The 25,527-nt window shown below is 70.6% G+C and carries 20 protein-coding genes; 13 read left to right on the forward strand and 7 right to left on the reverse strand.

The genetic code is table 11. The annotated features are described in order from the left end of the window. Positions 1-3: 3 nt before the first annotated feature. Both CcI49_RS34700 and CcI49_RS34705 read right to left on the reverse strand, forming a co-directional pair. The gene (locus tag CcI49_RS34700; RefSeq protein ID WP_076833696.1) at positions 4-1,008 is read right to left on the reverse strand and encodes a sucrase ferredoxin; all 1,005 of its coding nucleotides are present in this window, start codon (positions 1,006-1,008) and stop codon (positions 4-6) included. 4 nt (positions 1,009-1,012) lie between these two features. After that, positions 1,013-1,993 carry an enoyl-CoA hydratase gene (locus tag CcI49_RS34705; RefSeq protein WP_054566488.1) on the reverse strand — a complete coding sequence of 327 codons (981 nt, stop codon included), beginning with the start codon at positions 1,991-1,993 and terminating at the stop codon, positions 1,013-1,015. 251 nt (positions 1,994-2,244) lie between these two features. On the opposite strand from CcI49_RS34705, the gene CcI49_RS34710 reads away from it, so the two are divergent. Continuing rightward, entirely contained in the window at positions 2,245-3,072 is an 828-nt protein-coding gene (locus CcI49_RS34710) for an SDR family oxidoreductase (protein WP_054565617.1), read from the forward strand. Positions 3,073-3,128: 56 nt separating this feature from the next. On the opposite strand, the gene CcI49_RS34715 is transcribed toward CcI49_RS34710, so the two are convergent. Beyond that, complete coding sequence (locus CcI49_RS34715; protein ID WP_076833698.1) at positions 3,129-4,196, reverse strand: dihydrodipicolinate reductase; 1,068 nt, start codon at positions 4,194-4,196, stop codon at positions 3,129-3,131. 77 nt (positions 4,197-4,273) lie between these two features. Then, on the reverse strand, positions 4,274-5,482 hold the full coding sequence (locus CcI49_RS34720; RefSeq protein WP_347280166.1) for a CoA transferase: 1,209 nt from the start codon (positions 5,480-5,482) through the stop codon (positions 4,274-4,276). 650 nt (positions 5,483-6,132) lie between these two features. Between CcI49_RS34720 and CcI49_RS34725 the strand changes: the two genes are divergently transcribed. From CcI49_RS34725 to CcI49_RS34745, 5 genes are read left to right on the forward strand one after another with little or no spacing between them, the layout of a single operon-like run. Next, entirely contained in the window at positions 6,133-7,344 is a 1,212-nt protein-coding gene (locus tag CcI49_RS34725) for an ABC transporter substrate-binding protein (RefSeq protein ID WP_076833701.1), read from the forward strand. Between the two features lie 43 nt (positions 7,345-7,387). Then, entirely contained in the window at positions 7,388-10,234 is a 2,847-nt protein-coding gene (locus tag CcI49_RS34730) for an ATP-binding cassette domain-containing protein (protein WP_076833704.1), read from the forward strand. 55 nt (positions 10,235-10,289) lie between these two features. Then, positions 10,290-11,561 carry an amidohydrolase family protein gene (locus tag CcI49_RS34735; protein WP_076833706.1) on the forward strand — a complete coding sequence of 424 codons (1,272 nt, stop codon included), beginning with the start codon at positions 10,290-10,292 and terminating at the stop codon, positions 11,559-11,561. Continuing rightward, positions 11,558-12,340: an SDR family oxidoreductase gene (locus CcI49_RS34740; RefSeq protein ID WP_076833708.1), complete on the forward strand. Its 783-nt coding sequence runs from the start codon at positions 11,558-11,560 to the stop codon at positions 12,338-12,340. Before CcI49_RS34735 ends, CcI49_RS34740 begins: the two co-directional genes overlap by 4 nt. A 19-nt stretch (positions 12,341-12,359) precedes the next feature. Beyond that, entirely contained in the window at positions 12,360-12,683 is a 324-nt protein-coding gene (locus tag CcI49_RS34745; RefSeq protein WP_006539186.1) for a Rieske (2Fe-2S) protein, read from the forward strand. 68 nt (positions 12,684-12,751) lie between these two features. On the opposite strand, the gene CcI49_RS34750 is transcribed toward CcI49_RS34745, so the two are convergent. Then, positions 12,752-13,459 (reverse strand): ABC transporter ATP-binding protein, encoded by a 708-nt coding sequence (locus CcI49_RS34750; protein WP_076833710.1) that lies wholly within the window; start codon positions 13,457-13,459, stop codon positions 12,752-12,754. A gap of 303 nt (positions 13,460-13,762) precedes the next feature. On the opposite strand from CcI49_RS34750, the gene CcI49_RS34755 reads away from it, so the two are divergent. From CcI49_RS34755 to CcI49_RS34785, 7 genes are all read left to right on the forward strand, one after another. After that, entirely contained in the window at positions 13,763-14,581 is an 819-nt protein-coding gene (locus CcI49_RS34755) for an SDR family NAD(P)-dependent oxidoreductase (RefSeq protein WP_054565624.1), read from the forward strand. A gap of 87 nt (positions 14,582-14,668) precedes the next feature. Then, positions 14,669-15,811 (forward strand): acyl-CoA dehydrogenase, encoded by a 1,143-nt coding sequence (locus tag CcI49_RS34760; RefSeq protein WP_076833774.1) that lies wholly within the window; start codon positions 14,669-14,671, stop codon positions 15,809-15,811. A gap of 104 nt (positions 15,812-15,915) precedes the next feature. Further along, positions 15,916-17,208: an acyl-CoA dehydrogenase family protein gene (locus CcI49_RS34765; protein WP_054569591.1), complete on the forward strand. Its 1,293-nt coding sequence runs from the start codon at positions 15,916-15,918 to the stop codon at positions 17,206-17,208. A 151-nt stretch (positions 17,209-17,359) separates the two neighbouring features. Further along, positions 17,360-18,004: a TetR/AcrR family transcriptional regulator gene (locus CcI49_RS34770; RefSeq protein ID WP_083749894.1), complete on the forward strand. Its 645-nt coding sequence runs from the start codon at positions 17,360-17,362 to the stop codon at positions 18,002-18,004. A 341-nt stretch (positions 18,005-18,345) separates the two neighbouring features. Continuing rightward, complete coding sequence (locus tag CcI49_RS34775) at positions 18,346-19,602, forward strand: amidohydrolase family protein (protein WP_235498230.1); 1,257 nt, start codon at positions 18,346-18,348, stop codon at positions 19,600-19,602. 173 nt (positions 19,603-19,775) lie between these two features. Beyond that, positions 19,776-20,747, forward strand: coding sequence for an LLM class flavin-dependent oxidoreductase (locus tag CcI49_RS34780; protein ID WP_054569206.1), 972 nt, complete (start codon positions 19,776-19,778; stop codon positions 20,745-20,747). Between the two features lie 82 nt (positions 20,748-20,829). Then, positions 20,830-21,978 (forward strand): CaiB/BaiF CoA-transferase family protein, encoded by a 1,149-nt coding sequence (locus CcI49_RS34785; protein ID WP_076833713.1) that lies wholly within the window; start codon positions 20,830-20,832, stop codon positions 21,976-21,978. A gap of 277 nt (positions 21,979-22,255) precedes the next feature. Here CcI49_RS34785 and CcI49_RS34790 read toward each other — a convergent pair whose 3' ends face one another. Together CcI49_RS34790 and CcI49_RS34795 are read right to left on the reverse strand one after the other, a co-directional pair. After that, positions 22,256-23,017 carry a hypothetical protein gene (locus tag CcI49_RS34790; protein WP_076833715.1) on the reverse strand — a complete coding sequence of 254 codons (762 nt, stop codon included), beginning with the start codon at positions 23,015-23,017 and terminating at the stop codon, positions 22,256-22,258. Positions 23,018-23,061: 44 nt separating this feature from the next. Further along, positions 23,062-25,527 carry a CoA transferase gene (locus CcI49_RS34795; RefSeq protein WP_076833717.1) on the reverse strand — a complete coding sequence of 822 codons (2,466 nt, stop codon included), beginning with the start codon at positions 25,525-25,527 and terminating at the stop codon, positions 23,062-23,064.

Genomic DNA, 25,527 nt, shown 5'->3' on the forward strand with positions numbered 1-25,527 from the left:
GTGTCAGGCGAGCGGCGTGTCAGGCGAGCGAGGTGTGCTCGTGGCGGACGACGTGTGCTCGTGGCGGACGACGTCGGAGACCGCCCATTCGGTCTGGCGCTTCGCCGCGGCCGACGGCGGGCTCAGGCAGTCGGGCATCGCGACGGTGCGGCCGGGGCGGACGTCCGCCGACCAGGTGACGGCGTTCCCGCCCTCGGCCCAGGTCAGCTCGGCCCGGGTGCCGTGCACCGACCCGCTGCGGGGGCGGTCCAGCACACCCCAGCCCTCCCGCCGCAGGACCTCCACCTCGAGTGCCTGCACCTGCGGGCCCGCGAGGCCCGAGCAGCCCCGGTAGTGGCCGGCGAGCCGCTCCGGGTCACCGGAGCGGCTCAGCACGGAGTCGACGAGATCGAGATCGGCGAAGGCCCAGCCGGTTCCCTCCGGGAGCACCAGGCACACCGGCGCGAACCGATGCCCACCGAGATGACTGGCCCGCCACAGGTTCACCCCCGGCCGCACCCCGGCCGCCTCCAGTTTCACGGCCAGGCCCGCGCCGAGCCGGCCGCAGCAGGCGTCGCGGCGGCCGTGCCCGCACACCAGGACGTCGACAGCGGGGATCTCCAGCGCCGACGGGCCCGGGTCGGCCGCCGCCGCGACCAGCTCGCCGACGGTGTCGTACAACGAGCAGCCGACCGCGCTCTCGAACCTGCGGTATCCGGCGAACCCGGCCTCACCGGGCCTGCGGGCATGCAGAATCACCCGCCGTTCCTCCCCGGCAGGGCGCTGCTGGGCGGGGACGACGGCCTGCAGCCGGTAGCCGGGCGGACCGACGAGTGGCTCCAGGGCGGCGGCCTGGGCGCTTTCACCGACGTCCCGTGGCCATGGCAGCGGGATCTCGACGAGCAGGAAGCCCGGGTACGTTCCGGCCGTGCCCGCCGGCGACATGGCCGCCGCCCGCGCCCAGTCGGAGCATCTGATCTTCGTGTCGGGGTCGACGTCGGGTGGGCGGACCCCTGCCGTCACGTCCATGCCGTCAACCGGCCGGATGGGCGTTCGGCGCCGGGGCCTGGACGAGGTCTCGGCGCGAGGGCGGGACCGGCGGACTGGTCCGCCAGTCGGCGACGCCCTGGTCACCCGGCTGGCCCACCGGCATTCCGCCCTCGTGCACCCAGGCCCAGTGGGAGTGGTTGAGCTCGTGGAGGGTGAAGCAGGCGTTCAGCGCGTTGTAGAAGCCCATGTTGTCCACGCTCTGGTTCACCGACTCCTTGATGAGCAGGGCCGCCATGGTGGGGATCGAGGCGATCCGCCGGGCGAACCGCAGCGCCGAGTCATGCAGCTCGGCACCCGGGAAGACCTTGGAGACCATCCCGAGGCGCCAGGCCTCCTCCGCGTCGATCGAGTCGCCGGTGAGGAGTAGCTCCTTGGCCCGGCGCGGGCCGAACTCCCAGGGGTGCGCGAAGTACTCCATGCCGCACATGCCGAGCCGGGTGCCCACCATGTCGGCGAACGTGGTGCCCTCGGCCGCCACGATGAGGTCGCACGCCCACATCAGCATGAGGCCCGCCGCGTAGACCTCGCCGTGCACGGCGGCGATGGTGATCTTCCGAAGGTTCCGCCAGCGGCGGGTGCTTTCGAAGAAGTGGTGCCACTCCTGCAGCATCAGCTTCTCGGCGCCGTGGCGGGTGCCGCCGTTCACCTTTGCCGAGGGATGCTGGTTCGGCCCCGGGTGCATGTCCTCGCGACCCTGGCGCGAGCCCATGTCGTGGCCCGTCGAGAACATCGGGCCGTGGCCTCCGAGAATGACGACACGGACGGTGTCGTCGGCCTCGGCGCGCAGGAACGCGTCGCCCAGCTCCACCAGCAGGCCACGATTCTGGGCGTTACGGGTCCCGGGGCGGTTGAGCATGATCCGCACAATCACCCCGTCGTCAAGCTCCTCGTAGGTGAGGTATTGGTAGCGCGAATCGACGGGTGCTCGACGCGCATCAGTAACAGCACAGTTCGAATCGGTCATCGAGTATTGCGGCTCGCTCATGGATGCCCTTCCCTCCGGGCGGCGCGGTCCGCTCGTACCAGTCTCCCAACACCGGAGGAGACAGGTCCCCCACCTGCCGCCTTACCGTCCATATTTACACTAGGTTCAAGTACATGTACTGTCAACCCGGTCGCGGGCAGGACCGGCATGGCCCCATTTCCCCACGGGGGGTCGAGATGCCGATCCGCCCCGGAGCAGACCTGGGCAGGAAGAATCGGAGGGCGCGGAGCATGACCGAGACAGCAGCATTTCGCTACGACGGAAAGCGGGTTCTTGTGGTCGGGGGGGCCACCGGTATGGGCGCGGCGGCGGCCCAGGCGGTCAGCGCGCTCGGCGCGGAGGTCGTGGTCATGGACCGCGCCCCGGTCGACTATCCGGTCGCCCGGCARATCACCGTCGACCTCACCGACCCCGACGCGCTGGACACCGCGATCGACCAGGTCAGCGGGCCGCTGCACGCGGTGTTCTCCGCGGCCGGCATCGCCGGCGGGCCGGCCGTCATGCGGGTCAACTTCATCGCCCACCGCCATCTCGCCGAGCGGCTGGTCCAGGACGGAACACTGGTCCCCGGCTCGGCGATCTGCATGATCTCGTCGGTGGCCGGGCTCGGCTGGCAGAATCACCTGCCACTGCTGGTCGATTTCCTCACGACGCCCGACTACGCGTCCGCCGATGCCTGGGTTGACGGTCATGACGGCACCTGCACCTACATGTTCAGCAAGCAGGCGATCAACGCCTACGTCGCCCGCGAGTCCTATCCGTTGCTGGCGAAGGGAATTCGGATCAACGCGGTCTGCCCGGGGCCGACGGACACCCCGCTCGCCCGTGCCAACACCTGGCTCGGTTTCGACGAGCAGTACCGCAAGGCGACCGGCACAGCGCCGTTGCGGGCGGACGAGATCGCCGACGTGATGGCGTTTCTGAACAGTTCCGCGGCCGCCGGTGTGAGCGGCGTCAGTCTCCTCGTCGACTCCGGTCACGTGATGTCCTCGATCGGCGGCTCGTGGGAGACCGGCCGCCCGGTCATCGAGTTCCTGATGACCCAGCGGTCGGTCTGACCCCGGCCGACAAAAGCGGCGGCCCGCCGGTTTCCGGTGGGCCGCCGCTTTCTTTTCTAAAGCCGCGGGGCGGCCGGATTTCTCGACGGGAACGGAGGCAGGTCGAGCAGCGACAGCACCCCCGGCTCGGCCGCGCAGACCCGGGGAACAGCGTTGACGACGCTCATCGCCGACGCCACGGCCACCGGGTCGCCCGAGTAACCGGCCGGCGAGGAGATCTTCAGGTCCAGGGTGATGCCGGGCAGGCCCTCGACGACCGCCCGGTAGCCGTCGCCGGAGAATCCCAGCTCCGCGAAGTCGTTCTCCCGCAGTTTCTCGACATGCTCGACGACGACCTTGGCCACGCCGCCGACCAGGCCCTTGACGCGGTACCTGACCCCGGCGATCGTCCCGGCCGGAATGTGGCCCGACGCCACGTCGAAGGCCTCGTCCGCGTAGCTGAGCGTGTGGTCCTCGACGATCTCCTCGATCGTCACGCCGATGGCGTCGGCCAGCAGGTGCAGCGTCGTCGCGTGGTACCTGGTCGTCACGCCGGGCGCGAGGATGGGCGAGCGGGCCGCATCCCGCTGGCCGAAGCCGAAGAACTTCGTGATGCCCTCCCCCTCCCAGTAGGCGTTGTTCATGAACTGGTACATGTGCACGCTGCTGACCTCACGCGCGAGCGCCAGCGCGGACAGCGCGAGGCCCGCGGTGCCGTAGCCGGGGTCCATCCCGACCGTGACGATCGACGACCCACCGTCGAGGCAGGCCTGCTCCAGCTCCTTGTAGAGGTCGTCGTCCTGCGCCTTCGGGTACACCAGGGTCGGCCACCACAGGTTCACGACGTTCTTGCCGGACCGCAGGATCCGCAGCAGGTCCCCGAACGTCTCGCTCGGGTCCTCCACCCAGTTCCGTCCGACGGTGAAGCAGACGCAGTCGGCGGGCGTGGCCAGCAGCGCTTCCTTGTCGCGGGTCGCGGCCACGCCCAGCGGGCCTAATCCGCACAGTTYGCCGACATCCCTGCCGTCCTTGTGCGCGGAGTGGGCCCAGGCGCCCACCAGCTCCAGATCGGCGTGGCCGAGGATGCCCGCCACCGCCTCCCTGGCGACGGTGCCGGTTGTCCATTGGATGACGCGGTACGTCACGGTGTCCTCCGCTGTCCGAGGGGCTGGGCTGGTCCGGGGGGCTGGGGTGGTCCGAGGGGGTGCGCGGGGCTCACCGGTCAGGTGACGGCACCGTCGATCTTCATCTGGATGATCTGCTCGTCGGTGTGCCCGAGCTCCCGGAGCAGGTCGTCGGTGTGCTCGGCGAACTGGGGGGCGCGCCGGGTGTCCGGCGGCAGGTTGTCGAACTGGACGGGGTTGGCGACCAGCGAACGTTCCTTGCCCTCGCTGTCGGGAAACGTGCTCAGGTAGCCGTTGGCCTGCATCTGCGGGTCGTCGAGGATGTCGAGCGGGCCCTGGACCGGGGCCCACGGGCCCTCCATCGTCTGCAGGTGGTCGATCCAGTGCGCGTACGGCTTCTCGGCGATCGCGTCGGCGATGTACCGGCCGGCCTCGGCGGAGTTGGCCATGAGCTTCTGCGCGGTGTCGAAGCGCTCGTCCGTGACGAGATGCTCGAGACCGAGGTGGCGGCAGACATCCGGGAAGTAGCGGAAGGCCTGCGGCATCGTGAAGTTGATCCACCGCCCGTCGGACGTCCGGAAATGGCCCACCGTCGGGTTGAGCGCCACGTTCATCATGGTCTGGTTGAGCGGCACGGGCTCCTTCGCGGCGCCGGTGAGCGCCGCGTTGCCCAGGTCGAGCCCGAAGGCCCAGGCCCCGACGCTCATGAGGGAGACGTCGACGACCGAGGGCTGGCCGGTGGTCGCGCGGCCGTAGAGCGCGGCGGCGATGCCGCCGGCGATGGTCATGGCGCCCATCGAGTCGCCGTAGGCGCCGGCGGGCATGCTGACGACCCGCGGGCTCTCCGGCGGGGTCACCCCCCAGGCGCTGCCCATCCGGCACCAGAAGGCGGAGCCGTCGTAACCACCCTTCTCCGCCCACGGCCCACGCTGCCCGTGCGCGGACCCACGGACGAAGATGATGTCCGGGTTCGCCTTTCGGATGTCGTCGACGTCCAGCCGCAGCCGGCGGCGCGCGGCCGGGAGGAAGTTGGTGAGAAAGATGTCCGCGTCACGGCACAGTTCGAGCAGGACGTCGTAGCCCGCAGGGGTGGCGAGATCGAGGCCGATGCTGCGCTTCCCGCGGTTGGGATGATCCATGATCGGCTGGAATGTGCCGTCCTTCGGGTGGTTCACCATTCCCCGCTGGGCGTCACCCGCCACGGCATGCTCGACCTTGATCACATCGGCACCCCACTCGGCAAGAATTCCGCCTGCCGCAGGGGTGAACGTGAACTGGGCGACCTCAACCATCTTGACGCCCGCCATCGGCTGATGCACTGGCTCGCACTCCCTTCCCTAACGGCCTGAAAGCCCGCCGGACGCCGGCCACCCCGGCCACTCCCTCGACACCATAGTTAGACTGAGTCAAAGTATGCAAGGGCCGTCCGCACCCCGGGGACGGGCGCGGCGCCAGCCCGGCACCGGACCTCCGAGCTGCACCGGGCCCCTGCCGACAACAGGGAGGCCCACGAGCCGACCCGTGCGACCACGGCACCCGGGCCGAGCCGGGTCGCGCCTCGGAGGCGGGGCAGACGCCACCAGCCCTCCCAGCACATCGGACCTGGACAGAGGGTTGTGCGACCCGCGCCCACCTGTTAAAAAGTAGATCTCGCAAAATTTGACTCAGTTCAAAACTGAGATTCCTCCAGAGACGGAAACGGACAAACCGCACCCGACGGGCCGGCACGGCCCTCAGCGTGGGGCGGGCCAGTCTGCGGCGGGTCAGTGCGCGGCGGGAAAACCTGCCGTGGCCGATGAGCGCTGCCCAGAAAACACCGATGAGCCTGCGCCTGGCGTGTCCCGGGCCAGGCCAGCCGGAAACAAAGGAAACCGGCCGAAACGCCGGTTCCGTGCTGCCGTCACAAGAGTCTCCCGTTCCTTTTCACCGGGAGAACACCGGGAAGGGAAGTCCGATCATGAAGAATCGCAGGGCACTCGCGGTGATCGCCGCGGCCGGTCTGTTATCGGCCGCACTCGCCGCCTGCGGTGGCGGCTCCGACGACGAGGCCGCCGCCGACACCGCCGGCCTGGCCGGTGACCCGATCGTCGTCGAAGTGATCACGCCGCTGTCGAGCGTCAGCCCACCCGTCGAGGTCTACCACGGAGCGCTGGCCGCGGCCTCCGCGGTGAACGCCTCCGGCGGCATCAACGGCCGGCCGCTCACCGTCAAGGTCTGCGACGCCGGCGGCACCGACGGGCCGGCGAAGGCCGTCGAGTGTGCCCGCGACCTGGTCGCGGACAAGACGATCATCGCCGAGGTGGGCGACTACGAGGCCTACCAGGAGCAGGTCAACACGATCCTGGCCGCCGCCGGTGTTCCCAACATCGGCCCGCCGCCGCAGAGCCAGTCGGTGCTGAACTCCACGAACTCCTTCCCACTCGCCGGTTCCGAGGGCGCGGCGCTGGGCACCGTCCTGGCCGACGCCGGAGCCAGGAAGATCCAGGTCGCCTACACCAACATCGCGCAGGCCGCCTCCGCGGTGCAGTTCAACGAGGTCTCCCTGGAACGCGGCCGCGACATGAAGATCACAGGCAGCATCCCGATCGACCTGACCGCCACCGACCTCACTCCGGCCGTGACCCGCGGCGCCGACGGCGACGGGGTGGCCCTCGCCGCGATGCCCACCCACCTCGCCGCCTGGCTCACCGTGGCCCGCGGGGGCGACTTCGACCAGAAGATCTCCGCCAGTGCGTCCTCGCTCGTGCCCAGCGCGCTGTCCGCGCTCGGCGACAAGGCCGACGGTGTCCTCGTCTCCGCCGGGCTGCCCATCGTGACCAGCGACGAGCCGGGCATCGTCCGGTTCCGCGACGAGATGGCCAAGTACCAGCCCGGCAAGATCATCGACCAGGTCAGCCTCTACGGCTGGCTCGACACCTGGGCGTTCGCACAGGTGGCCCGCACGATCGACGGACCCGTCACCCGCGAGTCCACGCTGAAGGCGTTCAGCAACCTCAACGACTTCAACGTCTTCGGCCTGCTGCCGGACGGCTTCTCCACCACAAAGCCCTTCGACGCCCTGCCCGGGATGCCCCGCCTGTTCAACCAGCAGATCGTCGAAGGCGTCGTCAAGGACGGCAGGCTCCAGCAGACATCCGAGGGCTACGTCCCCATCTTCACCAAGCCGTGACCGCGACCAGCGCGGGCGGCGGGAACCGAGGGGTAGCGCAACGATGATTCGCTTCGCCTTGCTCGGCCTCGGCCTGGGAGCCATCTACGCCCTTGCCGGTCAGGGCCTTCTCCTCGTCTATCGAGGCTCCGGCGTCGTGAACTTCGCGCAGGGCGCGTTCGCCGCGGTGGGCGCCCTGGCCTTCTACCAACTTCACATGGAGGCCGGCGTCCCGACCGCGCCCGCCGTCGCGCTGGCGCTGGCGATCTCGGGGGCCGTCGGCGCCCTCATGCACCTGGCGGTGATGCGCCCGCTGCGCGACGCACCACCGCTGACCAGGGTGATCGCGACCCTCGGTGTGATGGTGGTGCTGCAGCAGGCGGGCCGCATCGTCTTCGGCACCGAGGTGCACATCGTGGGGTCGTTCCTTCCCACCGACAGCGTCCGCCCGTTCGGCGGGCCGGCGGTGGGCGCGGACCGGCTGGTCCTGCTCGCCATCGCGGTGGTGATCTCGGCGGTCCTGTGGCTGGTCTACCGGTACAGCAGGTTCGGCGCCGTCACCGCCGCGGTGGCGGAGAACGAGCGCGCGGCACAGCTCACCGGCCACTCCCCGGACGTGGTCGCCGTCATCAACTGGACGCTCGGTGCCATGCTCGCCGGGGCGGCCGGCATCCTCATCGTCCCGATCACCGGACTCGACATCAACACGCTCATCCTGTTGATCATCCCGGCCCTGGCCACCTGTGTGGTCGCGGCGTTCGCGTCCTTCCCCATCGCGTTCGCGGCCTCGATGGTCATCGGAATCACCCAGTCCGAGATCACCAACTACGTGAGCGCCGCGGGCTGGGGCGAGGCCGTCCCGTTCCTGGTCGTCGTACTGGTGCTGGTCGTACGGGGCCGCGGCCTGCCGCTGCGCAGCCACGTCAACGAGGTGCTCCCCGAGATCGGGACCGGTGTGCTGCGGCCAGGCCGGGTCGCGGCCGTGGTCGCGGTGGCGACCGTGGTCATCCTGTCGACGCCGGACAGCTGGACGGACGCGTTCACCACGACCATCATCGGCGCGATCGTCTGCGTCTCGCTGGTCGTGGTCACCGGCTACGGCGGGCAGCTCTCGCTGGCGCAGTTCGCGTTCGCCGGCTGGGGCGGCTACGTGGCCTCGCGCCTCGCCGCCGAACACGGGCTACCGTTCCTGCTGGTGCTGGTCATCGGCGTGGTCGCGGCGGTCCCCCTGGGCGTCGTGGTCGGCCTGCCCGCGCTGCGGACCAGGGGCATCCACCTGGCCATCGCCACCTTCGGCCTCGCCTACTCCCTGCAGGCCGTCCTCTTCCAGAGCGTCCCGCTGACCGGCGGTCTGGAAGGAACCGTCGTCGAACCCGCCTCGCTGTTCGGCTGGGACGTCGACCCCGTCAGCCACCCGAAGCGGTACGCCGTCGTCTGCCTGGCCGCGCTGCTGCTGGCCGCCGTGGCAGCCGGCAACATCAGACGCGGGCGGTCGGGCCGGCGGCTGGTGGCCGTGCGCGGCAACGAACGCGCGGCCGCCTCGCTGGGCATCAGCGTGTACGGCGCCAAGCTCGTCTCGTTCGCGCTCTCGGCGGCCATCGCCGGGCTCGGCGGCGTCCTGCTGGCCTTCCAGTCGAGCTACGTCGACTTCAACCAGTTCAACGTGTTCAACTCGATCGCCGTCGTCATCAACACGGTCATCGGCGGCGTCGGCTTCCTGCTCGGCGGCGTCATCGCCGGTGCCAGCACGTCGGGCGGGCTCACGTCCAAGATCTTCGGCGAGATCTTCCCGAACGGTGACATCAACCAGTACGTGACGCTCGCGCTGGCCGCGCTCCTCGCGCCCACTCTGATCAGCTTTCCCAACGGTTTCGCGGCCCGCATCGCGGGCTGGCGGCCCCCGGCGGCACTCACCGCCCGCCTCCGCGGCGGAGCCAGCCATTCCAGCGGCGGCGCCAGCCGTTCCAGCGGCGGAGCCGTCCCGCCCGCGGTCGCGCACCGGGTGACACCGAAGGTGCTGCGGGTGCAGGACCTCGCCGTCCGCTTCGGCGGCGTCCACGCTCTCGGCGGTGTCTCGATGGAGGTCCGGCCCGGCGAGATCGTCGGCCTCATGGGTCCCAACGGGGCCGGCAAGACCACCTTCATCGACGCCGTCACCGGCTTCACCCGGCTGTGGAGCGGCACCATCCAGCTTGACGACAGTCGGATCGACGCCCACAACCCGCGCCGGCGGGCCCTGCTCGGCATCGGTCGCACCTTCCAGTCGCTGGAACTGTTCGACCAGCTCAGCGTGCTGGAGAATCTGCGCACCGCCGCCGACCCGCGTGACTCGATCGCCTACGTCACCGATCTGGTGCGCCCCAGGCGCACCCAGCTCACACCGGCGGCGCGCTCCGCGGTCGAGATGTTCGCGCTCGCCGACGATCTCGACCGTCTGCCGTCCGAGCTCTCCTACGGGCGCCGGCGCCAGGTGGCGATCGCCCGGGCGATCGCGGCCGAGCCCTCGGTCCTGCTGCTGGACGAACCGGCCGCCGGCCTGAACGAGTCGGAGACCCGCGAGCTCTCCGACCTGCTGCGCCGACTGGCGGACGAATGGGGCATCGGCATCGTCCTGGTCGAACACGATGTGCCAATGCTCAACCGGGTCTGCGACCGGCTGGTGGTCATGGACTTCGGCAAGGTCATCGCGACCGGAACCCCGGCCGAGATCCGCTCGGATCCCCGGGTGATCGCCGCCTACCTCGGCACGGAAGAGCCGGAGATCGAGGGGTCCGCGGAGCACAGCGGTTCCGCGGAGCACAGCGGTTCCGCGGAACCGCCTGAAGCGGTCCACCCGGCCCGGCCGGCAGGTGCGGCGGAGCCGGCCGCCGGCCAGGACGTCGCCGCGGTCGGCCGGGAGCTCTCCGGGTGAACGGAGCCCGACAGCCAGTGAATCGGATCAGGGAAACCGAAGGGCCGGTGTGAGCATGGAAAAAGAAGACATGATCCTCGTCAGCATCGACGATCATTCGATCGAGCCGCCGGACATGTACGAGCGGCACGTGCCCGCCAGGTACCGGGATCTGGCGCCGAAGGTCATCCGCAACGACGCGGGAATCGACCAGTGGGTGTTCCAGGGCGTGGCGACGTCCACGCCGTTCGGGATGGCCGCCACGGTGGGCTGGCCGGCCGAGGAATGGGGCCGTGACCCCGGGACCTACACCGAGCTGCGACCCGGATGTTTCGACCTGGGCGCGCGCGTCGACGACATGAACGCCAACGGCGTCCTCGCCTCGATGTGCTTCCCCAGCATGGCCGGTTACAACGCCCGGACGTTCGCCGAGGCACCGGACAAGAAACTCTCCATGATCATGCTGCAGGCCTACAACGACTGGCACATCGACGAGTGGTGCGCGGGCGCCCCCGGCCGTTTCATCCCGATCGGAATGCTCCCGATGTGGGACGCGGAGCTCGCCGCGGCGGAGGTGCGCCGGCTCGCCGCGAAGGGCTGCCGGGCCGTCAGTTTCCTGGAGGCRCCGCACGCGCAGGGCTACCCGAGCCTGCTGTCCGGCTACTGGGATCCGATGCTGCGGGCCGTCGTCGACGCCGGCACCGTGCTCTGCCTGCACATCGGCGGCGGGATGGGCCTGCTGAAGCTGCCGCCGGAGGCCCCGCCGGACCACTCGATCATCCTGTCGACGCAGATCATGACGCTGGTCGCGCAGGATCTCCTGTTCGGCCACGTCCTCGAGAGGTACCCGACCCTGAAGATCGCCTTCTCCGAGGCCGGGATCGGGTGGATTCCCTTCTACCTCGAACGAGCCGACCGGCATGTGAGGAACCAGGTGTGGCTGCACAACGACTTCGGTGGGCGGCTGCCGTCGGAGATCTTCCGCGAGCACGTGCTGGGGTGCTTCATCACCGACCTCGCCGGGCTCAAGGCCCGGCATGACATCGGCATCGACATCATCGCCTGGGAATCCGACTATCCGCACACGGACACCACCTGGCCCGAATCGCCCGAGCTGCTGTGGGGCGAGCTGACCGAGGCCGGCGTCACCGAGCTGGAGACACACAAGATCACCTGGCAGAACGCGTGCCGTTTCTTCGACTTCGACCCGTTCACGACGATTCCGCGTGAGCAGGCCACTGTCGGCGCGCTGCGGGCCCGGGCCGCGAACGTCGACACCACCCGCATGCCGAAGGACGAATGGCGGCGGCGCAACGAGGCCGCGGGAATCGGGGTGCTGGCCCGATGAGTCAGCTCGCGGGAAGGAGTCAGCTCGCGGGCAAGGTGGTCGCGGTCACCGGGGCGACCAGCGGATCGGGCCTGGCCGTGGCCAGACGCTTCGCGGCCGAAGGCGCCTCGGTGGTGCTGCTGGCCCGGGGGCCCGACCGCCTCAAGGCCCTCGTGGACGACCTCGGGCCGGGCACCGTGGGCGTGGCGACCGACGTCGGTGATCCGGACAGCGTGCGGAGCGCCTTCGGTGCCATCGAGGAGCGGTTCGGAAAGCTCGACATCCTCATCAACAACGCGGGCCTGCACCGCCCGTGCCCGTTCGACGCGCTTTCCGACGGCGACATCATGGCCCAGGTCCGCACCAATCTGCTGGGCCCGGTCTACACCTGCCGGGCGGCGATTCCGCTGCTGCGGGCGGCCGGTGGCGGCGACATCATCAACACCTCGTCCGAGGTGACGATCGAGGTCTTCCCCTTCGAATCCGTGTACCGCCTCACCAAGGCGGGGCTGGAGGCGCTCGGCCAGGCCCTGAACCTGGAGTTCGAGAAGGAGGAGATCCGGGTGACCACCCTCATCCAGGGCGTAGCCCTGGGCGAGGGCGGCGGGTCGACCGACTGGGAGAACCACGGGTCGCACAGCGACCTCGTGTGGCCGCGGCTGCAGGAGGAGGGCACGATCCGCCGGGTCATGGGCAAGCACGGCGGCCAGACCGTCGAAAGCGTGGCAGACGTCCACGTCTTCATCGTCACGCGGCCGCGCGGCCAGAAACTCGACGTCATCCGCGCCCGCAGCTACTGACCGTCATTCAGGAGAAGCAGTGGCTGATTTCCACGACGCCGTGCCGGTTGACTGGATCGGTCCGGGCGAGACCGCGACCGTCATCGTCGACGGATTCCCGGTGGCTGTCGCCAACGTCGACGGCGAGTACTTCGCCTTTCAGAACCTCTGCCCGCACCAGGGCAGCGTGCTGGGCGGGCGCCCCCTGGACCAGGGGTGTTTCATCATCTGTCCCCAGCACGCCAGCCGGTACGACGTCCGTACCGGCGCCTGTGTCCGGCCCTCGTCCTCGGACGGGTTCAACCAGGATCTGATGGTGTTCCCGACCCGGGTCGAGGACGAGGTCGTGCAGATCCAGATCTGACCCGCATCTGGATCAGTCCCGGGTGGCTGGCCGGCCGGTACCACACCGGCCGGCCAGCCACCCGCAGGTCACGCCGCGGTCGCCCCGCCGAGGTAGGCGCCCTCGATCCGGCGGATGTCCCGCGTCGCCTCCKCGGCCGGCCCCGACCACACCACCCGTCCGCGCCTGAGCACGCAGGCCCGATCGGCGACCGCCAGTGCCTGGCGGGCGTGCTGCTCGACGAGCAGGACTCCCGCACCGCGGTCGGCGGCCTCGCGCAGCGCGCGCATGAGACGCGTGACGATCTTGGGTGCCAGGCCCAGCGACAGTTCGTCGGCGAGCAGGACCGCGGGTTCGGCCGCCAGCGCCCGGGCCGTCGAGAGCATCTGCTGCTCRCCCCCGGACAGCAGGCCGGCCCGGCGCCCGAGCAGCCGTTCCAGTTCGGGAAACAGCTCCAGTGCCCGCTCGACGGGCCCGGGACCGATCCGGAGGTTGTCACGCACCGAAAGCCGGGAGATGACGGAGCGTTCCTCGGGCACGACACCGAGTCCACCCCGCACACGGTGGTGCAGAGCCGCCGTGGTCGGCTCGCCCCTCCATCGGATCTCACCACCGAGCGCCGGCAGTGCGCCGGAGAGGGTGAGCAGGGTGGTGGTCTTTCCGGCCCCGTTCGGGCCGAGCACGACGACGATCTCACCGGGCCGGACGTCGAGATCGACATCCCGGACGCAGGGGACCCGTCGATACCCGGCGCAGAGGTTCTTCGCCTGCAGGACGGGAGGCTCTTCCGCGCTCATCTCAATCCGTTCCCTCGAAAGAATATTTAGACCAAGTTGAATTAGTGTGAGACCTCGCACGCGGCGGCGCAACCGTGGCCCGACAGCCCTCCGGAAGCCTCACCACCCGAACCCACCGGGCATGGAGATCGAATCCCCAGGCCGCCGCCCACAGCCACAAGGATCATGGAGTGACTCTTGCATACTTAGACTCGGTTTAACTAAGCTCGCGAAGCGGACAGGCGGGCGGAACGCCCGGGAGCCGAACCGACATCTCCTACCCGCGGGACAACACCGCGCGGACTACACAAGGAGCCACCGCACGTGAGCTTCACGATCGATCTGAGCGGAAGGACGGCCGTCGTCACCGGCGGCGGTCAGGGCGTGGGCCGCGCCGCCTGCCTGACCCTGGCCGCGGCCGGCGCCAGGGTCCTMGTGAACGACTTCGTCGCCAACCGGGCGGAATCGGTCGCCAAGGAGATCGAACAGGCCGGCGGCGCCGCGGCGGCCGTCCCGTTCGACGTCTCGGACTACCAGGCGGTGACCAGGTCGATCAGCGACGCGGGCGTCGACATCCTGGTCAACAACGCGGGTAACGCGGGGCCGGCGATCGGGGACGCGACCGCGCCGGCGTCAGGCGGGCGCGGCCCCTCGGTCAGCCTCGGCGAGTTCACGAACACCGAACCAGCCGACTGGGAGCGCTACTTCGCCGTGAACCTCTACGGCGTCATGAACTGCACCCGGGCGACGCTCCCCCACATGATCGCCGCCGGTCACGGTCGGATCATCACGATCGTCTCCGACGCCGGCCGGGTCGGCGAGCCGCAGATGGCCCCGTACGCCGCGGCCAAGGCGGGTGCGGCGGGGTTCACCCGAGCGATCGCCCGGGAGGTGGGGCGGGACGGGATCACCGTCAACAACATCGCGCTCGCCACCGTCGACACCATCGGGCTCGCGGACATGGCTGCCGGGTCACCCGAGATACAGCGCCGCGTCGAGCGCCAGCTGCGGCGTTACATCGTGCCCCGGCTCGGGCAGCCGGATGACGTCGCCGGGCTTGTCACCTTCCTCGCCAGCCCCGCCGCGTCCTGGATCACCGGTCAGACCTATCCCGTCAACGGCGGTTACTCGGTCAACCTCTGACCACGCCCACCACTGACCGCCCCCACCACTGACCACGTCCACCACTGGCAGGCGCGGCACCAGCCCCCGAAGGGAATGAGAACCGGCATGGATCCCGATCTCTCCCCCGATCAGCGGCTCCTGCGGGAGACCGCCGAGCGGTTCATCGAGGCGAGCCTCCCGCTCGGGAAGCTGCGCGAGCTGATCGACGCCGGCGGTGAGGTCGGCCCGGCCTACCGGCGTGCGGCGGCGGAGGTCGGCTGGTTCGCCTTCCTGGCTCCGGAGTCCCTCGGCGGCGGGAGCGTCTCCGATGCCGGTGTCCTGGACACCGTCGTTCTCGCCGAGCTGCGCGGCCGCTACCTGCAGCCGGGTTCGTTCATCGACACGAACCTGGCCGTGGCGACACTCAGCCGCGAGGGCTCCGAGGAGCAGCAGGCGAAGATCCTGCCCGACCTCATCACGGGCGAGGCGGCCCTCGCGTGGGCCGTCGCCGACCCGTCCGGCGACTGGTCCGGGCCCGCGGGAGCGCACGCGCAGACGGTGTCCGGGGGGTACCGCCTGACGGGGCGCAAGGGGCTGGTGGTGGAGGCGCAGTCGGCGCAGTGGCTGCTGCTGACGGCGAACACGACCGAAGGGCTCACCCAGTTCCTGCTCCCGGCGTCCGCACCAGGCGTCGGGGTGGAGGTTCTGTCCGGGCTGGACCTGACCCGGCGGCTGTGCGAGGTCCGTCTCGACGACGTCGTGGTGGACGACTCCGCCGTGCTGGGCCGGCCCGGCCAGGCCGGTGCCGCCGTCGACGCGCAGATCCGGCTCGCCGCGGTCCTGGGCGCGGCGGAGTCCGCCGGCGCCATGCAGTACCTGTTCGACCTCACCCTGCAGTACTGCAAGGACCGGGTCGCCTTCGGTCGGCCCATCGGCTCCTTCCAGGCGATCAAGCACCAACTGGCCGACAGCAGCCTGGCGCTGGAGATGAGCCACGCGGTGGTGACCGCGGCTGCCCGCGCGATCGCCACCCAGGACCGGGGCCCGGTGGAGGCCGCACGGGCCGCGCACGCGGCGAGCCTGGCGAAGGCGTTCGTCTCGGACGCCGCGATCGAGCTCGCGCACAACTGCTGGCAGCACTTCGGCGGTATCTCCTACACCTGGGAGCACGACTTCCACCTGTACCTGCGTCGCCTGACCGCCGACGCTGCGCTGTACGGCACGCCGACCTGGCACCGCGAGCGGGTCTGTCAGCTGTCCGGTGTCTGAGCAGGACGGCGTCGGACGAGAAACGGAGCCCCACGGGCACCGAAGCTCCACGGGCACCGAAGCTCCACGGGCACCCAGGCTCCATGGGAAGCAAAGGAGGCGTCATCGTGAGCGAGACAGCTCCGGGAAGACCGGATCCCGGCGAACCGGATCTCGAGGAGTACCGGCTGGCCGCCCGGCGGTGGCTGGCGGCCAACCTGCAGCGCCGCGAGGCGGGGCCGGCCGGTCCGGTCCGCGGCGGGGGCACCCACAGTGCCGAGGAGTATCTGCCGGAACGCGCGCTGCAGCGGAAGATCTACCAGGCCGGGTACGCGGGCATCAACTGGCCGAAGGAGTACGGCGGGCAGGGGCTCAGCGACGCCCATGCCCGGGCGTTCGGGCAGGAGGCCGCTCCGTACCGGATGCCCGACCTCGGCCATGCCGGCGGCACCACCTACGGCCCGGTCAGCCAGACACTGCTGCGGCATGCCTCGCCGGATTTCCTGGCCCGGCACGTCCCGCGCATCCTCGCCGGGGACGAGCTGTTCGTGCAGCTGTTCTCCGAGCCGGACGCGGGCTCCGACATGGCCGGCATCACGACGCGGGCGGTCCGCGACGGCGAGGGCGGCTGGCTGATCACCGGGTCGAAGGTCTGGACCAGCGGCGCCTCCTACGCCGACTACGGCCTGTGCCTGGCCCGGACGAACTGGGACGCGCCGAAACACCGCGGGCTCACCTGGTTCGCCGTCCCGATGCGCGGCGAGGGCATGACCATCCGGCCCGTTCGCGAGATCACCGGTGCGGCGGAGTTCTGCCAGGAGTTCCTCGACGAGGTCCGGGTGAGCGACGACGAGGTGATCGGCGAGGTCGACCACGGCTGGGCGGTCGCGCAGACCATGCTGCTGGTCGAGCGGGGCGCGGGGCGCGACGACCCGGTCAACATGCCGGAGACCGACCCGGCCACCATCGACCCGTTCCTCGTCGACCTGGTCCGGGCCGCGGGGCGGGCCCAGGACCCCGTCGCCCGCCAGGCACTCGCCCGGATCCACACCGCGGACTGGGCCCGCGGCCAGCTGGGCCGGCGCATCACCGGCCTGCTGCGGACGAGCGACAGGCCCGCGAGCGGCATCGCCTCCTACTGGAAGCTCGCGGCCGGCGTGTACAACCCGCAGCGGGCCCGGCTCATGCTGGAAATCGGGCAGGGGCAGCCGCTGGTGTGGCGGGACGACGCGGGTCAGCGGGCGGCACTCGAATATCTGAACAGCCGGGTGTGGTCGATCGCCGGCGGCTCCAACGAGATGCAGCGCAACGCCATCAGCGAACGAGTCCTCGGCCTGCCTCGGGAGCCGAGCTTCGACCGGGGCCGGCCTTTCAGCGAAGTCCAGCGCAGCGCCCGCGAGTGGCTGGAGAAAAACTGAAACCGGCGGCAGCCCGCACGCATGCCGGTGTGGCGTGCGTCTCGCGGGTGTTCCGTGGCTTCGGTGGCGGGCGGCGGCACGAGGAGGCAGGTCATCTCCGTATGCATCTCGGTGGTCTTCCGGCGGGGACCACACAGGTATACTCCGGACGGTGAGCATTTCGAATGAGCCGCGGCGGCGGGCAGGGCTTCTGCAGGAGCGTTCGCGGGAGACCCGGCGCCGGCTGGTCCGTTCCGCGCTGCATTTGTGGACGGAGCGCGGTTTCGAGACCGGTATCGAGGACACGAAGGTCGAGGAGATCTGCCAGGCCGCCGGCGTGACCAAGGGGACGTTCTACTTCCACTTCGCTCACAAAGAGGACATCCTGCTTGAGATGGGTGTCGAGACGGCAACCATCCTCAATGACACGGCAAATCGTTGCGTCCGGGCGGACCGCGGTATCAACGACTCACTGCGTACCGTCATGAACGCACTCGCTCGCAACATCAAGGGAACCCCGCCGGCCGCGGTGAGCCGCGCCCTCGCCGAGTTCCGGCGTCCGAACCGGTCGGTCGCCTCCTACGAGGGCCCGGCCTTCGCGGAGGCGTTCGAGAAGCTCTTCGCCAGGGCCCAGGAGAAGGGCGAGGTGACCGGCCAGATCGAGGCGTCGGAGATGGCGCAGATCCTGGAGGCCCTGGTCGTCGACTCCATCATGGAATGGTCCCAGGGCCGGCTCAGCCGGCTCAACCAGGCCCTTTACCGGCGCGCGGCCATCGTCGTCGCCGGGCTGCACCCCGACAACGAGCTTCCGCTCTGACCCGACCGCTCTGACCCGCCCGGGCTGAACACACGCCCGCGGGCAAGGCCGTCCGCGACGTTCCGGATGGCATTCACTGGCATTGGCCAGCACACACCGACGGGCCCCCTCCCGTTTTTGGGCTGCCTCGGGGCCGTCGACGGTGCCGACGCGTGACAATCCCGCGGGCACGACCGGCCTGAAGGCGAGCGAAATCCAGGGCGCGGCAGCCCCACTTCAACGCTGCGGGGTGGCGTCGGCATGCACACCAGAGTTAGACTGAGTTCAAATCTGGTGATCAGGACAAGTCTCCTGGAGGAACGTTGCCTGACAGCCCCCAGCTTGGGACGCGCGGAATCTATGTGGCAGATCTCGAGCAGAGCCTCGACTACGGGATATTCGACGCGGACCACCATCTCTACGCACCTTCGGACGCGGTCACGCGATACCTGTCGGCCGAAATGATCGACCGTGCATGGCTGCCCGGAGAACCGCGGATGCTCACCGAGGAAGAACACGAGGAAGACGAGGATGCCGACCACGAGCGGCGGACACTCGGCGTCCACTCGCAGCCCGAGGGCGGCCACGGCGGTGTGGACATCACCGAGTTGCCCGCGATGGCGGGCAGCATCCCCATTCCAGGCGCGATGCTCAACAGGCTCAACCCGATGAAGGATCTCGACCAGCTCAGCCGGGCACAGCTGGTGGAGCGATACAACGCGATGCGCCCGGCCTTCGAGAAGAAGGATCCCCGGCTGGCGCTGATGGATCTGCAGAATGTCGAGCTCGCCGTGCTGCATGCCGTCGGGACCGGCTGGGAGAGCGCGTTCGGGCGCGGCGACATCGAGGCCGGTTACGCGGTGAACAGCGCGTACAACGACTGGCTGTGGGAGGACTGGGGCTACTCCCACGACGACCGGATCCTCGTCCCGGTGCCGATCCCGTTGCTCGACGTCGACCGCGCGGTCGCCGAGCTGCGGCGGGTCCTCGACCGCGGTGCCCGGTTCGTCGACCTCCCGCCCGGGCCCGCCTACGGCCGGTCGCCGTTCGACCCGTACTTCGACCCGTTCTGGTCCCTCGTGAACGAGACCAACACCCGGGTCGCGGTGCACCTGGGCGGCACCTACGCCCGGCACGGGGCCGAGTGGAGCGAGGATCCGAACGGCCGCTACCAGCACTTCGACGGCTTCCAGTGGGTCTCCTACTGGGGTGACCGGCCGATCATGGACACCGTCACCGCCATGGTGTTCCACAACCTGTTCGGCCGCTTCCCCAACATTCGGGTGCTCATCGCCGAGTTCGGCACCGTGTGGCTGCCCTACCTGCTGCGCAAGCTCGACCACGCGATGCTGCTGGGCCGCCGGCCCAGGTGGGGCACGCTCCCCGGGCGGCCGTCGTCGATCTTCAAGGAGCGCTGCGTCATCGCGCCGTTCCCCGAGGAGAACGTCTCCAAGGCGATGGACGTCGTCGGCAGCGACTGCCTCGTCTTCGGGTCGGACTTCCCGCACTCCGAAGGCATCCCCGACCCGATGCAGTACGTCTCGCAGATCAGGCATCTCGACGACGCCACCGTCCGCAAGATCATGCGCGACAACCTCAGCCGGTTCCTGGACGCCTAGTCGTTTCTGGGCGCCTAGTCGTTTCTGGGCGCCTGGACCTTCCTGGGCGCCTGGACATCGTGCCGGTCGTCGCACCGGTCCCGACGAACACGCGGTGGGTGCCGGGCGGGACGGACAGTCCCGGTACCGGCACCCACCGAAGGCACGGAAGCAGCGGAAGAAGGTGAACATCGATGCGCTTCGCGATGCGCTTCGACTTCCGGAACCCGGCCTTCGCCGGGACCACGACCGCGGATCGGTACGCCGCGGCGCTGGACATGGCCGAGTGGGCCGACCGGCTGGGCTGCGCCAGCATCACCGTGTCGGAGCACCACGGCTGTGCCGACGGGTACCTGCCGAGCCCGGTCACGATGCTGGCCGCGATGGCCGCGCGCACCCGGACCGTCCGGTTCAGCATCGCTGCGCTCATCGCGCCGTTCCACGACCCGCTGCGGCTGGCGGAGGATCTGATCGTCCTGGACAACCTGAGCCGGGGCCGGGTCGACGTCGTCATCGCCGGCGGATACGTGCGCGAGGAGTTCGACCTGTTCGGCGTGTCACCCCGGGAGCGGCCCCGGCGGGTCACCGAGGCGGTGACGACGCTCAAGGCCGCGTTCACCGGGCTCCCGTTCGACCACCGCGGCCGCCGGGTCCACCTCACTCCCGCCCCGTACCGTCCCGGCGGCCCGTGGATCTCACTCGGCGGGAGCAGTGAGCCGGCCGCGCGGCGGGCCGCCCGCATCGCCGACGGGTTCATCCCGACGGACCCGACGGTCTGGGAGTTCTATCGCGACGAGGTGCAGCGGCTCGGGCGGCCCGATCCGGGCCCGAGCCCCATCGGCACGACGCGGACCGTCGCCCTCGCCGAGGACCCGGAGAAGGGCTGGGACCAGATGGGTCCCTGTTTCCTCTACCAGACGAACGCCTATGGGGCCTGGCAGGCGCAGGATGACGGGGGCAGCCCCTACCGTGTGCTGCCCGACGTCGACGCGCTGCGCGCGACCGGGCAGTACCGGGTGGTGACCCCTGACCAACTCGTCACGGAACTGCGGGCCTCTCCCAGCCCGTTCGCCAACTTCCACCCGCTCTGCGGCGGGATGCCGATCGACCTGGCCTGGTCCAGCCTGCGGCTGTTCGAGCACGAGGTGCTGCCGCGGCTGCCCTGATCCACCCCGGCGCCGACCCGTCGCCGGGCTGATCCACCCGCTGTGCCCACTGGCTCGTCCCGGCCCGACCCGAGGAGATCACATGCCCGAACCGACATCCGCGCCGGCTCCGCGGGCGGCACTGCCCCTGAGCGGTGTGACCGTGCTCGACCTCACCCGGTTGCCGCCCGGCGGGTTCGCCACCGTGCTGCTGGCCGACCTCGGCGCCGACGTCATCCGGGTGGAGTCACCGAAGGGGCGGCAGTTCGACGGTCCGATCGGGCTCAACCGCGGGAAGCGCTCACTCGCCCTCGACCTGCGGCACCCGCGCGGGCTGGAGGTGCTGCGGGCACTCGCCGCACACGCGGATGTCCTCGTCGAGAACGAGCGTCCAGGTGTCCTGACGGAGCGCGGGTTCGGCTACGAGCACGCGGCGGTCGAGACGCCACGCCTGGTGTGGTGCTCGATCACCGGCTACGGCCAGGACGGCCCCTACGCCCAGTGGTCCGGGCACGACCTGTCGTTCGCGGCGCACTCCGGGCTGCTCACCGCGCTGAACCCGCAGCAGCCGTGGCATCCGGAGCTGATCCTGTCGATCCCCGTCGGTGCGCTCACGGCCAGCGTCGGGATCCTCGCCGCACTGCGTGAACGCGACCGCACCGGCACGGGTTCCCAGCTCGACATCAGCCTGTCCGAGGCGTCCACCTGGCTGCTCTCGTCCGCCGACGGGATCATCGACCGCGGGCCCCGCGGTGTCCCGTTCGGACCCGACCGCAGCGTCTACGAGTGCGCGGACGACACCTGGGTCGCCGTCACCGCCGCGGAGCCGCGGACCTGGGACGCACTGTGCGAGGGGATCGGACTGCCCGACCTGACCGGCTCCCTGCGCCGCTGGGAGGACCCGCACGCCGTGGCCGAGCGGCTCGCCGAACGCTTCCGGAGCAGGAGGGCCGAGCACTGGGTCGCCGAGCTCGGGCCGCTCGGGGCCAGCGTGGTGCGGGTGAACCGCGGGCCGGACCTGCCGAACGACCCGCAGGTGGCGGCCCGCGGGCTGCTGCGGAAGGTCGGTGACCTGACGGTTCCCCGATCCCCGGTCCGCATCCGGGACGAATCCGGCGAACGCCCGCCCGGCCCGACCTACGCCCCGCCGCCGGTCGGCGAGCACACCCGCGCGGTGCTGGCGCAGGCGGGGCTCAGCGCCTCGCTCATCGACGAGCTGCACGCCTGCGGCGCCGTGGGCCGCCGCTCCTGATCGATCCCGCACCGTCGCGCAGCACCGGCAATTCACCTCAATAGCCGCAAAAGGGTCACAGATTCACCTGGCAACCCGCAAGAAGTAAGGATTTTGGTCGTCGGAACGACCAAAATCCTTCACTCCTGCGACTCACCAAACCGGGCCACCGGGCTCTCGGAGGTCCGGCCGCGTTCGTGGAGTGCGAGCCTCCCCGGCTGCCGACCAGCGATCCTGATCGACGCCAATCCGTGGCAGGCTACGGACACAGCCACGTGCCGTCGCAGTATGGGAACGGTCAGGACGGCGAGCCCGCCACCTGCTCGGGCTCGGTGAACCGCTGCCAGTTCCACTGCACCACCGACTCGAAGGGGCCCGCGAACACCGGCTCGACACCGCCGTCCTTCCAGCGTTCCTCCAGCAGCGGGCGGACGGCGGCCCCGACCGTCGCCGGGTCGGCGTCGAGGTAGGCCACGGTGACCCGGTGCGTCTGGTCCACCTGGTGCGAGGTCTGGTAGCCGGGTGCGGTGCCGTACAGGTAGACCCCGGCCACCCCGGGCACGGACAGCAGGCCGTCCGCCCCGGCCCCGCGGAACTCGCTGTCGTACTCCTCGGCACGCTCCGGGTCGAGTCGCTCCACGACGAGGTAGACCCCCAGGTTCGGGCGCCATGGGACGGCGTGGTCGGAGATGAGGGTGCGCTCCGCCGCACGTGGTTCGAGCAGCTTGTACGCCCCGAGCATCAGGAACGGGCTGGGCTCGATGAACCTTCCGGTCTCGTTCAGCCTCCTGTTCAGGGCCTGGAACTCCGCCAGGTTCTGCTCGACCGGATCGGACAGCAGGTACGAGACGAGGTTCTCGGCATCGACCAGATCGTCGGACTGGGCGGCCCGCTGGGCGCGGCAGGCTGCCGTGGAATGCCACCGCTGGGCGTTGACGATCCCCGGGACCGTGAACTGCTCCGGCATGTGCCTGGTCGCATGCCATTCGAGGTACTCGGCCTCGGAGACACTCTTCGGCAGTCCAGTGAGTGCGATGAATCCAACCTTGACTCGGTTCAACGGAACACCTTCCGGGATGACGCTTTCGGATGTGGTCTCATAGCTCAGGTCAGCCTTTTCAGTTCGGGTAGCCGGTCGGGCAGGCACAGGACGCCGTCCGCGGCCAGCCTTTCCATCTCGGCCGGGGAGAGCCCGAGCCCGGCGAGGATCTCCACCGCCTGGGAGCCCACCGGCCCGGGGCTGGCGCCCACGACGGGCGGCGTCTCCGACAGCCACTGGCCGATGCCGGGCCGTGGGACGTCCGCGCCGTTCGGGCCGCGCTCGAAATAGACCACGCCGCGGCCGTGCAGATAGCCGACCGCGTCGTCGATGGGCACGTGGTGGTGCGCGCCGATGCCGGCGTCGACGAGCCGGCCGACCCAGTACGCGGCCGGCTCGCCGGAGAACCGGGCGGCCAGCCGCGCGGCGAGTGCTCCGCCCGGGTCCCGCCAGGTCTCCACGTCCCCGCCCGGGTCCGCCGCGTCGCCCGGCTCGAGGACGTCGCCCGGCTCCGCGGTGGCCTCCAGGCCGACGGCACGCAGCAGCCCGTTGACGTCCCGTTGCCCGGCCGCGAGGAAGAACCAGCCGTCCTTCGCCTGGTAGAAGCGCGCCAGGGCGGTCGCGCCATGCTCGTTGCGCAGTGCGTCCGGCCCGCTGCCTTCCGCCGCCTGGGCCTCGGCCGCCAGGTGGACCGCCTGGTGGAAGGTGGACCCCTGCACCAGCGACGCCCCGACCTGCTGGCCGGCGCCGTCGCGCAGGCGGGCGAACAGGGCGACCGCCACCGCGTAGGCGCCGAGGATCCCGGTGTCCGCGTCGTTGACCGGGGTCGGCTGGTAAAGCGTCCAGCCGAAACGCGCGCCGTAGCGCCAGCTCATGCCGGTCGCCGCGTTGCACTGGTTCTCGTAGCCGCGACGGTGCGCCCAGGGCCCGTGGTGGCCGTAGGCGGTGATGGAGCAGTGCACCAGGCCGGGGTTGAGCACGCTGGTCCGCGCGTGGTTGATGCCGTAGCGGGCCTGTGACCTGAGGGTGAAGTTGGTGACCAGCACGTCCGCGTCACGGACCAGGTCGGCCACGAGCCGGCGGCCCGGCCCGCTCCGCGCGTCCAGCAGGATCGTGCGCTTGCCGCGGTGGAGCTGGCCGACGATGCCGTCGGTCACCGCCGGCACCGGGTTACCGATCTTGATGACGTCCGCGCCGAAGTCGGCGAGCACCCGGGCCGCCGTCGGGCCGGCGACCGCCTGGCTGAGGTCGAGGACGGAGTGCCCCTCCAGCGGAAGATCCACTGGGCGCGGCCGCGTCGCACCGGTTCGCGACGGCGACACCCCGGCCCCGGGCACGGCTGGCCCGCGGGTGGCCCGCTTCCCGGCCCAGTGCCATTCACGCAGCTCGGCGAGCACGGCGCCGCGGTCCTGGTCGGGCAGGTGCCGGGGCCTCGGCGCGGCGGGGGCCCGGCCCAGGTCGAATCCGCGGCCCGGCAGCACGAGCGGCCCGGCGAGCGGGTCGTCCAGGGTGACGACGGCTCCGGACAGGTGCGCGTGCTCGCTGGCGACCCACTGCGCGGGGGTCCGGACCATGGCCATCGGCGTCTCGGCCCTGGTCGCGACCTCGTCCCACCAGGCCGCCGGGCGGCTGCGGACCAGGTCGGCGAACATCGTCATCGCCCGGTCCCGGTGCTCCCGCGCGAAGCCGCGGGTGGCGACGTCGATCAGGCCCTGGCGCTCCCACTCCGGCGCGACCCCGGCGGCGACGAGCAGCGGGATGACGAACTTCGCGTACGGCGACAGGTCGACCAGGCCGCCGTCGGCACACTCGTAGGTGAGGTCACGCAGCAGGTGGCCGTCGCCCATCAGCGGGTTCTCGTACACCCGCATGCCCAGCATCGTGCTGTAGGCCTCGGCGAACGCCTCCGCCAGCGGGACCGCGACCAGCTGCCCCCGGCCCGAGCGTTCCCGGGCGATCAGCGCCATGACCACCGACACGGCGCCCATCAGCGCCCCGAAGTTGGACGCGGTGGTGATCGGGCTGAACAGCGGCGCGGCCGGGTCCTCGACCCGCACCCGCCGGCGGCCCGACGGGTCCCAGTGCTCGCTCAGCGGCCGGTAGCCGGCCACCGCCGTCTGGATCACTCCCTCCCAGGCCGCGAGTGTGGCCTTCTCGTCATCGCCGGCGAAGCCGGGCAGCGAGCAGTAGACAAGCCGCTCGTTGGAGGCACGGGTGGCACCCGGGCCGAGGCCCAGGCGGTCCATCACCCCGGGCCGGAAGTTCTCGACGAGCACGTCGGCGCGGGCGACCAGGTCCAGCGCGACCGCCCGGTCGGACGGCCGCTTCAGGTCCAGCGTGATCCGCCGTTTGCTGCGGTTGACGTAGGCGTCGAGCGGACCGGGCTCGGCCGCGGCGCGCGGCGAGTCGACGTGCACGACGTCGGCACCGGCCTCGGCCAGCAGAAGTGCTGCGACCGGGCCGGCGATCTGGTGGCCGAAGTCGACGACCCGGATGCCCTCGAGGCCGGCGGGGCCGGTCACGCCGGGCAT

The sequence above is a fragment of the Frankia sp. CcI49 genome (genome assembly GCF_001983215.1).
In the GTDB taxonomy this organism is placed as follows: domain Bacteria; phylum Actinomycetota; class Actinomycetes; order Frankiales; family Frankiaceae; genus Parafrankia; species Parafrankia irregularis.

Coding starts and splice junctions, on each gene's coding strand:
- CcI49_RS34700 (WP_076833696.1), bottom strand. CDS start 1,008: ATGGACGTGACGGCAGGGGTCCGCCCACCCGACGTCGACCCCGACACG.
- CcI49_RS34705 (WP_054566488.1), bottom strand. CDS start 1,993: ATGACCGATTCGAACTGTGCTGTTACTGATGCGCGTCGAGCACCCGTC.
- CcI49_RS34720 (WP_347280166.1), bottom strand. CDS start 5,482: ATGGCGGGCGTCAAGATGGTTGAGGTCGCCCAGTTCACGTTCACCCCT.
- CcI49_RS34725 (WP_076833701.1), top strand. CDS start 6,133: ATGAAGAATCGCAGGGCACTCGCGGTGATCGCCGCGGCCGGTCTGTTA.
- CcI49_RS34730 (WP_076833704.1), top strand. CDS start 7,388: ATGATTCGCTTCGCCTTGCTCGGCCTCGGCCTGGGAGCCATCTACGCC.
- CcI49_RS34740 (WP_076833708.1), top strand. CDS start 11,558: ATGAGTCAGCTCGCGGGAAGGAGTCAGCTCGCGGGCAAGGTGGTCGCG.
- CcI49_RS34760 (WP_076833774.1), top strand. CDS start 14,669: ATGGATCCCGATCTCTCCCCCGATCAGCGGCTCCTGCGGGAGACCGCC.
- CcI49_RS34780 (WP_054569206.1), top strand. CDS start 19,776: ATGCGCTTCGCGATGCGCTTCGACTTCCGGAACCCGGCCTTCGCCGGG.
- CcI49_RS34785 (WP_076833713.1), top strand. CDS start 20,830: ATGCCCGAACCGACATCCGCGCCGGCTCCGCGGGCGGCACTGCCCCTG.
- CcI49_RS34795 (WP_076833717.1), bottom strand. CDS start 25,527: ATGCCCGGCGTGACCGGCCCCGCCGGCCTCGAGGGCATCCGGGTCGTC.